Annotated in this window: 5 protein-coding genes and 1 pseudogene; 5 read left to right on the top strand and 1 reads right to left on the bottom strand. The window is 48.9% G+C overall.

What is annotated here, in order from left to right; translation table 11 throughout:
- Positions 1 to 11 precede the first annotated feature (11 nt).
- The 3 genes from B0I27_RS16580 (at position 12) to B0I27_RS17665 (ending at position 5,161) form a co-directional block, all read left to right on the top strand.
- Positions 12 to 1,499 (top strand): BNR repeat-containing protein, encoded by a 1,488-nt coding sequence (locus tag B0I27_RS16580; protein ID WP_245925542.1) that lies wholly within the window; start codon positions 12 to 14, stop codon positions 1,497 to 1,499.
- Positions 1,500 to 1,842: 343 nt separating this feature from the next.
- Positions 1,843 to 3,078, top strand: a complete 1,236-nt coding sequence (locus B0I27_RS16585; RefSeq protein ID WP_106295429.1) for a DUF2264 domain-containing protein — start codon at positions 1,843 to 1,845, stop codon at positions 3,076 to 3,078.
- A gap of 64 nt (positions 3,079 to 3,142) precedes the next feature.
- Positions 3,143 to 5,161 carry a glycoside hydrolase family 88 protein gene (locus B0I27_RS17665; protein ID WP_219905034.1) on the top strand — a complete coding sequence of 673 codons (2,019 nt, stop codon included), beginning with the start codon at positions 3,143 to 3,145 and terminating at the stop codon, positions 5,159 to 5,161.
- A 46-nt stretch (positions 5,162 to 5,207) separates the two neighbouring features.
- Here the strand turns inward: B0I27_RS17665 and B0I27_RS16595 are convergent, their stop codons facing one another.
- Positions 5,208 to 5,420 carry a hypothetical protein gene (locus tag B0I27_RS16595; protein ID WP_106295431.1) on the bottom strand — a complete coding sequence of 71 codons (213 nt, stop codon included), beginning with the start codon at positions 5,418 to 5,420 and terminating at the stop codon, positions 5,208 to 5,210.
- Positions 5,421 to 5,561: 141 nt separating this feature from the next.
- On the opposite strand from B0I27_RS16595, the gene B0I27_RS17570 reads away from it, so the two are divergent.
- Positions 5,562 to 5,735 carry a DUF6496 domain-containing protein gene (locus B0I27_RS17570; protein WP_181276813.1) on the top strand — a complete coding sequence of 58 codons (174 nt, stop codon included), beginning with the start codon at positions 5,562 to 5,564 and terminating at the stop codon, positions 5,733 to 5,735.
- A 400-nt stretch (positions 5,736 to 6,135) separates the two neighbouring features.
- Positions 6,136 to 6,356 (top strand): annotated as a pseudogene (locus B0I27_RS17415) (hypothetical protein); the annotation flags it as partial.

Consider the following 6,356-nt stretch of genomic DNA (forward strand, 5'->3'; position numbering starts at 1 on the left):
TAAACGAGATAATGAGTACTAAGCAAACTGATAATTTCAATCAAAAAAATAAAGCGAACCATTTTAAGGCTCTTCGAGGTGCAAATTACTCCCGGGGGTATTCTTTCCCGCTCCTCTTTAAAGATTTCGTCACAGGGCTTCTAAATCGCAATCTCAGCCCCGCAAAAGTGCGCTACCTTGGCTTCTTCTTTCTTTTTCTTCTGATGAGCGGGCTTACAGCCTGTGCGCAGGTCATCAGCCCCTCTGACCGAGCCAAGGTGAGTTACGTTGGCGAAGGATGGGCAAGTAACTCGGTAAATGCCGTCATCTTCCGTAAGAACTCCCTGGTCACCTGGCAGGACACACAGTTCGTCGCCTATTATGATAAAGATATGAGGGTGGTTCTGGGCAAGCGTCGTGTCGGCGAGGATAACTGGACTATCGAGCCAACCCGTCACAAGGGCAATGCTGCGGACGCCCACAATTCCATTAGCATCATGCTAGACGGCGATGGCTATCTCCACATGTCCTGGGATCATCATGGTCATCCCCTCCGTTACTGCAGAAGCATAGCCCCAGGCTCGCTCGAACTGACGGAAAAGATGTCCATGACGGGAAAGGTGGAACAGAGTGTGACCTATCCGGAATTCTATAAATTGGCCGACGGAAACCTACTCTTTCTCTACCGGAACGGAGCCTCCGGAAGAGGCGATCTGGTCATCAACCGCTACGAAAAGGCGACCAGGACCTGGACGCAGTTACACCAGAGCCTGATCGACGGCGAGGGAAAACGTAACGCCTATTGCCAATCGTCGATCGACAAAAACGGTGTTCTTCACGTCTCCTGGGTTTGGAGAGAATCACCGGATGTAGCCAGCAATCACGATATGGCATACGCCCGGTCCACCGACGGCGGACTAACCTGGGAGAAGTCCACTGGTGAAAAATACATTCTTCCAATAACCATGAAATCAGCTGAGTATGCTTGTTTAATTCCACAAAAAAGTGAGCTCATTAATCAGACCTCTATGGCTAACGATGAAGCCGGAAATCCATATATCGCCACCTATTGGAGAGACTCCTCGTCGATGGTGCCGCAGTATCGGATCATTTATCATGACGGTAAAAGATGGGAAACGATATCAACATCATTCCGAAAGACTCCCTTCAGTCTGAGCGGAGCAGGAACCAAAGCAATCCCGATTTCCCGCCCTCAGATCATGGTGACGGGTGCCGGGAAGAAGGCAGCTATTCTCATGATTTTCAGGGATGAGGAGCGGGGTAGCAAGGTGTCGGCTCTCCGTATATCGGACCCCAGAAGGAAGCTTTGGACAGTCAGCGATCTTACAGAAAGTTCGGTTGGTTCCTGGGAGCCCACTTTCGATACCGAACTTTGGCAGCAAAAGAAAGTTCTTAATCTCTTTCTTCAAAACGTGCAGCAAGTTGACGGGGAGGGGAAGGCGGATATAGGCGCTCAGCCGGTTTATGTTCTGGAATATGTGCCCGGTAAAAAGCGGTAAGAGTTTTCTAATTTGATTATTGATGTAGACTGTCGCAACCATCTGAATAATATTTGAGTATAAAGTAGGTTGTGACAGTATGACATGATCTATACCAGGTAAAATGATCATGAAAATCACCTGTACCCCTTCCTTGTTTCGAGTTAAAGTAGACCGTAATAAACAAGCCAAATATCAAATGGCCCCCTGAAATTGGCCATTTACACCCCTCTGAAAGTCGGCTATATTTGCGAATTTGCGCTGACCAAAAGCTTCGGATCACACGTTAGGATAACCGGGATACTGTAAATATTCCCCGGATATTAATATCTTGACCTACGCTTAACCTGCAAACCCAAATTCGATGAAATCTAAAGTTCTATTCCTCCTGGCACTCTGCCTGTTTTTGCACACCGCCCTTCCGGCCCAAATCAGGAAAACCGCTGCCGCTGATGACAGGAAATTTTGGCTCTCCCACCTGGATCGCGTATGCCGGCCTGTTCTGGAAAACCTGGCTGCCGACAAGCTGAAGGAAAACATGCCGGTGGTACTGTCCGACCGCATCGACAACAAGACACAGCGTACCAAAGTTGCCCATCTCGAAGCTTTCGGAAGAACCCTTAGCGGCATAGCACCCTGGCTGAATACCGAAGGAGGCAGCAAGGAAGAGCAGGCACTGCGTAACCAGTACCGACAGTGGACTCTCAAAGCTATCTCCAATGCGGTAAACCCAGCAGCCAGGGATTACATGCAATGGGAAGGCGGACAGCCGCTGGTTGACGCGTCTTTCTTTGCCCTAGGACTGATTCGCTGTCCCTGGTTATGGGAAAATCTCGACAAGCCGGTTCAGCGGGAGGTTCAGACCGCATTGATCGCCACCCGCAAGACGGTTCCCGTTTATACCAACTGGATCCTCTTCTCCGGAATGATAGAAGCCTTCTTCTGTAAATATGGAATGGAGTACGACGACGTCAGGATCGAATACAGTATTCGCGAATTTGCCGAGCACTGGTACACCGGTGATGGCATGTATTCAGACGGCATGGAATTCAGTCTCGATTACTACAACAGCTACGTCATACAGCCCTATATGGCGGCTATCCTGGAGGTCATCAACCAAAAGAACAAGCGCTATAACTGGTATATGGCTGATTTTGCCAAGATCACTCAACGCTATGCAGAGCATCAGGAACGCTTTATAAATGCCGATGGCAGTTTTCCGGTAACCGGTCGCTCCATTACCTATAGAGGGGGCGCTTTCCATCATCTGGCAGACCTGGCGTATCGCAAAGGCTTGCCCAAATCACTCAAGCCTGCCCAGGTCAGAGGCGCTTTAACAGCCGTCATCCGGAAGACGTTCGAAAGGTCCGACTCCTTTACCAAAGACGGCTGGCTAACCATCGGATTGTATGGAAGTCAACCTCAGCTCGGCGATTTCTATATCACCACCGGAAGCTTGTATCTTTGTGCGGATATTCTGTTGCCTCTGGGCTTGTCTCCGGAAGATGAGTTCTGGTCGGCCAGGCCCGAGCTGTGGACATCAGCTAAAGTATGGAGCGGACAAGACGTCCCCGCCGATCATGCGCTTCACCTGAAATAACAGATTACCCAACCCTGAACAAACCGCCGGGAAACCACCCGATGCTAATTATAAGAACGAGACCATGAATAAACTAGTATTGAATGTCGCCGCAATCCTTCTGCTATTGATGAGCTCCTGTGCTACGAAAAGAAGCAGCCAGGCCAACCTCGCCGGTTCGAAGACCGATGTATTGGAGATCATTAACCGGGTAAACCATTACTGGCAAAACACCAATCCTAAGCCCGGAAACGCATTTTGGCATGTTGCCGCCTATCATACCGGCAACATGGAAGCATACGCGATCACGCGCAACGAAACCTACCGGAAATATTCCGAAGACTGGGCGGAGGCAAACCAATGGAAGGGCGCCAAATCAGACAACAGAGCCGAATGGAAGTACAGTTACGGCGAGAAAGATGACTATGTGTTGTTTGGCGACTGGCAGATCTGCTTCCAGACCTATATCGACCTGTATAAGCTCGACAAAGATCCGAAGAAGATCGCCCGGGCCATTGAAGTGATGGAGTATCAGATGAGCACTCCGAACAAAGATTACTGGTGGTGGGCCGACGGTTTGTATATGGTGATGCCCGTTATGACCAAACTCCACCAGCTAACCGGGAATAAGCAATACCTAGAAAAGCTCCACGAGTACTTCAGCTACGCCAACAGCATCATGTATGATGCCGACGAAAAGCTCTATTACAGAGATGCCAAATATGTCTATCCAAAGCACAAAAGTGCCAATGGCAAGAAAGATTTCTGGGCAAGAGGTGATGGATGGGTGATCGCCGGGCTGGCTAAAGTGCTCAAGGATCTGCCGGAAAGCGATCCCCACCGGAACGAATACATCAGCAAGTTCAAGGGCATGGCCGAAGCCGTTAAGAACTCCCAGCAGCCGGAAGGTTATTGGACAAGGAGCATGCTCGATCCCGCTCACGCACCAGGACCCGAAACCAGCGGAACAGCCTTCTTCACCTACGGCCTGTTGTGGGGAATCAACAATGGCTTGCTAGATCAACAGGAGTATATGCCTGTAGTCAACAAGGCATGGAAGTATCTCACTACTCAAGCCCTCCAGGCAGACGGTAAGGTAGGCTTTGTTCAGCCAATCGGTGAGCGAGCGATTCCGGGTCAGGTAGTCGATAAGAATTCCACTTCCGATTTCGGAGTTGGTGCCTTTTTGCTTGCCGCTTCCGAGATGTACAGGCACCTGAATAACCAAAGCGTCCCCTCAGCAGTGCTGCCAGGAGTTCATGCCGATCCGCATATTGCCGCTTTCGGCAACAAATTCTACCTCTATCCCACGACAGATGGTACGGAAGGCTGGATGTCCGATTATTTTACCTGCTGGTCATCTTCAGATATAGTCAACTGGAAGAACGAGGGCACGATCCTCAACCTCAAGAAAGATCTTAGTTGGGCCACAGAACGCGCCTGGGCACCTGCCATCGCAACCAAAAACGGCAAATACTATTACTATTATTCTGCCGATGTGAACATCGGGGTAGGCGTAGCCGACAAACCTACCGGGCCCTTCAAAGATCCGCTAGGAAAGCCCCTCGTTCCAAGGGCAGCTTTCAAAGGGCAGATGATCGACCCGATGGTATTCGTAGATGACGATGGTTCGGCTTACTTGTATTTCGGACAAGGAAGTTGTCATGTGGTCAAACTGAACGATGATATGATTTCCTTCGATATGTCCCAGGTGAAAAGCTTTAAGCCCGAAGGCTATAACGAAGGCGCATTTGTGTTCAAAAGAAACTCGAAGTACTACCTGATGTGGTCAGAATATGACACCCGCGATCCGCGTTATTCGGTTGCTTATGCAACGGCAGATTCACCCATGGGGCCCTTCGTTAAAGCAAGCCGCAATCCTGTGCTAAAGGGCGAAGGAATTGTCAAAGGGGCGGGGCATCATTCAGTAGTACAGGTGCCGCGGAAAGACGAGTGGTACATCGCTTATCACCGGTTTAAGATTCCCGGAGGCAACGGTTATAACCGGGAGACCTGCATCTCTCCGATGCGCTTTGATGACACGGGTGCAATCCTGCCTGTAGATGTGTTTGAAGAAGTCAAGCCTGTCCGTATCGGGCGTTAATAAAATGTTTCAATAAAACAGGGCACCATTCGATGCCCTGTTCTGGTTATCCGTTTTTCTCAGAGAAGTCTTTATCTTCCGAATTCTTTTTTGCCTCAACATGTTCATCCTCGTCCTTGAGGATCTCCTGTGCCAAAGGCGTTAATTCTGTATTCTCTCCGATGGTGTCATCGCCGGTATCGGCTGTGTCGTTTCTGCTTCCTTCAGATCCGGTATTTTCTTCCGGCAGTTCGTTGTTATTCATTTCCTGATTTTCCATAGTGAGTAGATTGTTTCATTGTAAAAGTGAATCGGAAGCCTAATTGTTTGCCGGAATTGCTATTCGTATGGGTGTAAACCTATCGGCATATCGTGTGTTGTAATGGTAACAAATTCAGTATGTTAAACTAGTTATACGATTATGGCAAAGTATTCAAAAAAAGCGGGCGAAAAGGTGGAGGAAGCTATGCATGAAATGAAAGAAGGTAAGCTGAAGACCGGAACCGGGAAGAAGGTCACCTCAAAAAAACAGGCAGTTGCGATAGGTTTGTCTGAGGCGAAAAAGGAAGGGGCGAAGGTGCCCGGGAAGAAATGAGCTTTGGGATCGGAATAAATGGGCTTCAGGATCTGATAATTTCCTCATTTGTTTGTTGCTGTGTCCCGCCCTTGTTGCGGCCATCTAGAGTCCATGTTTGGCTATGAAAAACATGGACTATGGACAGGCTGGTTGTTTTTTATTCCAGCCTTTTCAGGCGCATTGTCAGAACCGGATCAGAGAAAGGAAAGGGGGGAATATCAGCCTTTTTTAAACTGAATTTAGTCGGTTATCGGCGGACTTTTTAAGCGTCTTTTTGAAAAACCGCCTTAATGGTATCAAGAACTGCATCAGTGTTATAACGCTGAAAATAAGTCATTTATTTCTTTGTTTTTTCTTTTCGGTCACTTAGATTTGATCTCAGGAGGCTCACAATGTAGAAAAAACAGCAGGACAAATCATGGCAATTATCGATAACAAAGGCATCATCAGAGGAATAGTGGGACCAAGTGTTTTCCGTCGTAGCCGCGGCAAAAACATCGTCCAGGCCAAACCCCGCAAATTCATGCAAACCGCCGCCAGTATCGCCAGTTCTGCGGAGTTCGGACTGATCAGCTCTTCGGCTGCCGTGATTCGCCATGCCTTTGCACCGGCTTACCGCTATTACGATGGTCATGCGGT

This window comes from Arcticibacter pallidicorallinus, from assembly GCF_003002875.1.
GTDB lineage: Bacteria > Bacteroidota > Bacteroidia > Sphingobacteriales > Sphingobacteriaceae > Arcticibacter > Arcticibacter pallidicorallinus.

Coding starts and splice junctions, on each gene's coding strand:
- B0I27_RS16595 (WP_106295431.1), bottom strand. CDS start 5,420: ATGGAAAATCAGGAAATGAATAACAACGAACTGCCGGAAGAAAATACC.
- B0I27_RS17665 (WP_219905034.1), top strand. CDS start 3,143: ATGAATAAACTAGTATTGAATGTCGCCGCAATCCTTCTGCTATTGATG.
- B0I27_RS16580 (WP_245925542.1), top strand. CDS start 12: ATGAGTACTAAGCAAACTGATAATTTCAATCAAAAAAATAAAGCGAAC.
- B0I27_RS16585 (WP_106295429.1), top strand. CDS start 1,843: ATGAAATCTAAAGTTCTATTCCTCCTGGCACTCTGCCTGTTTTTGCAC.
- B0I27_RS17570 (WP_181276813.1), top strand. CDS start 5,562: ATGGCAAAGTATTCAAAAAAAGCGGGCGAAAAGGTGGAGGAAGCTATG.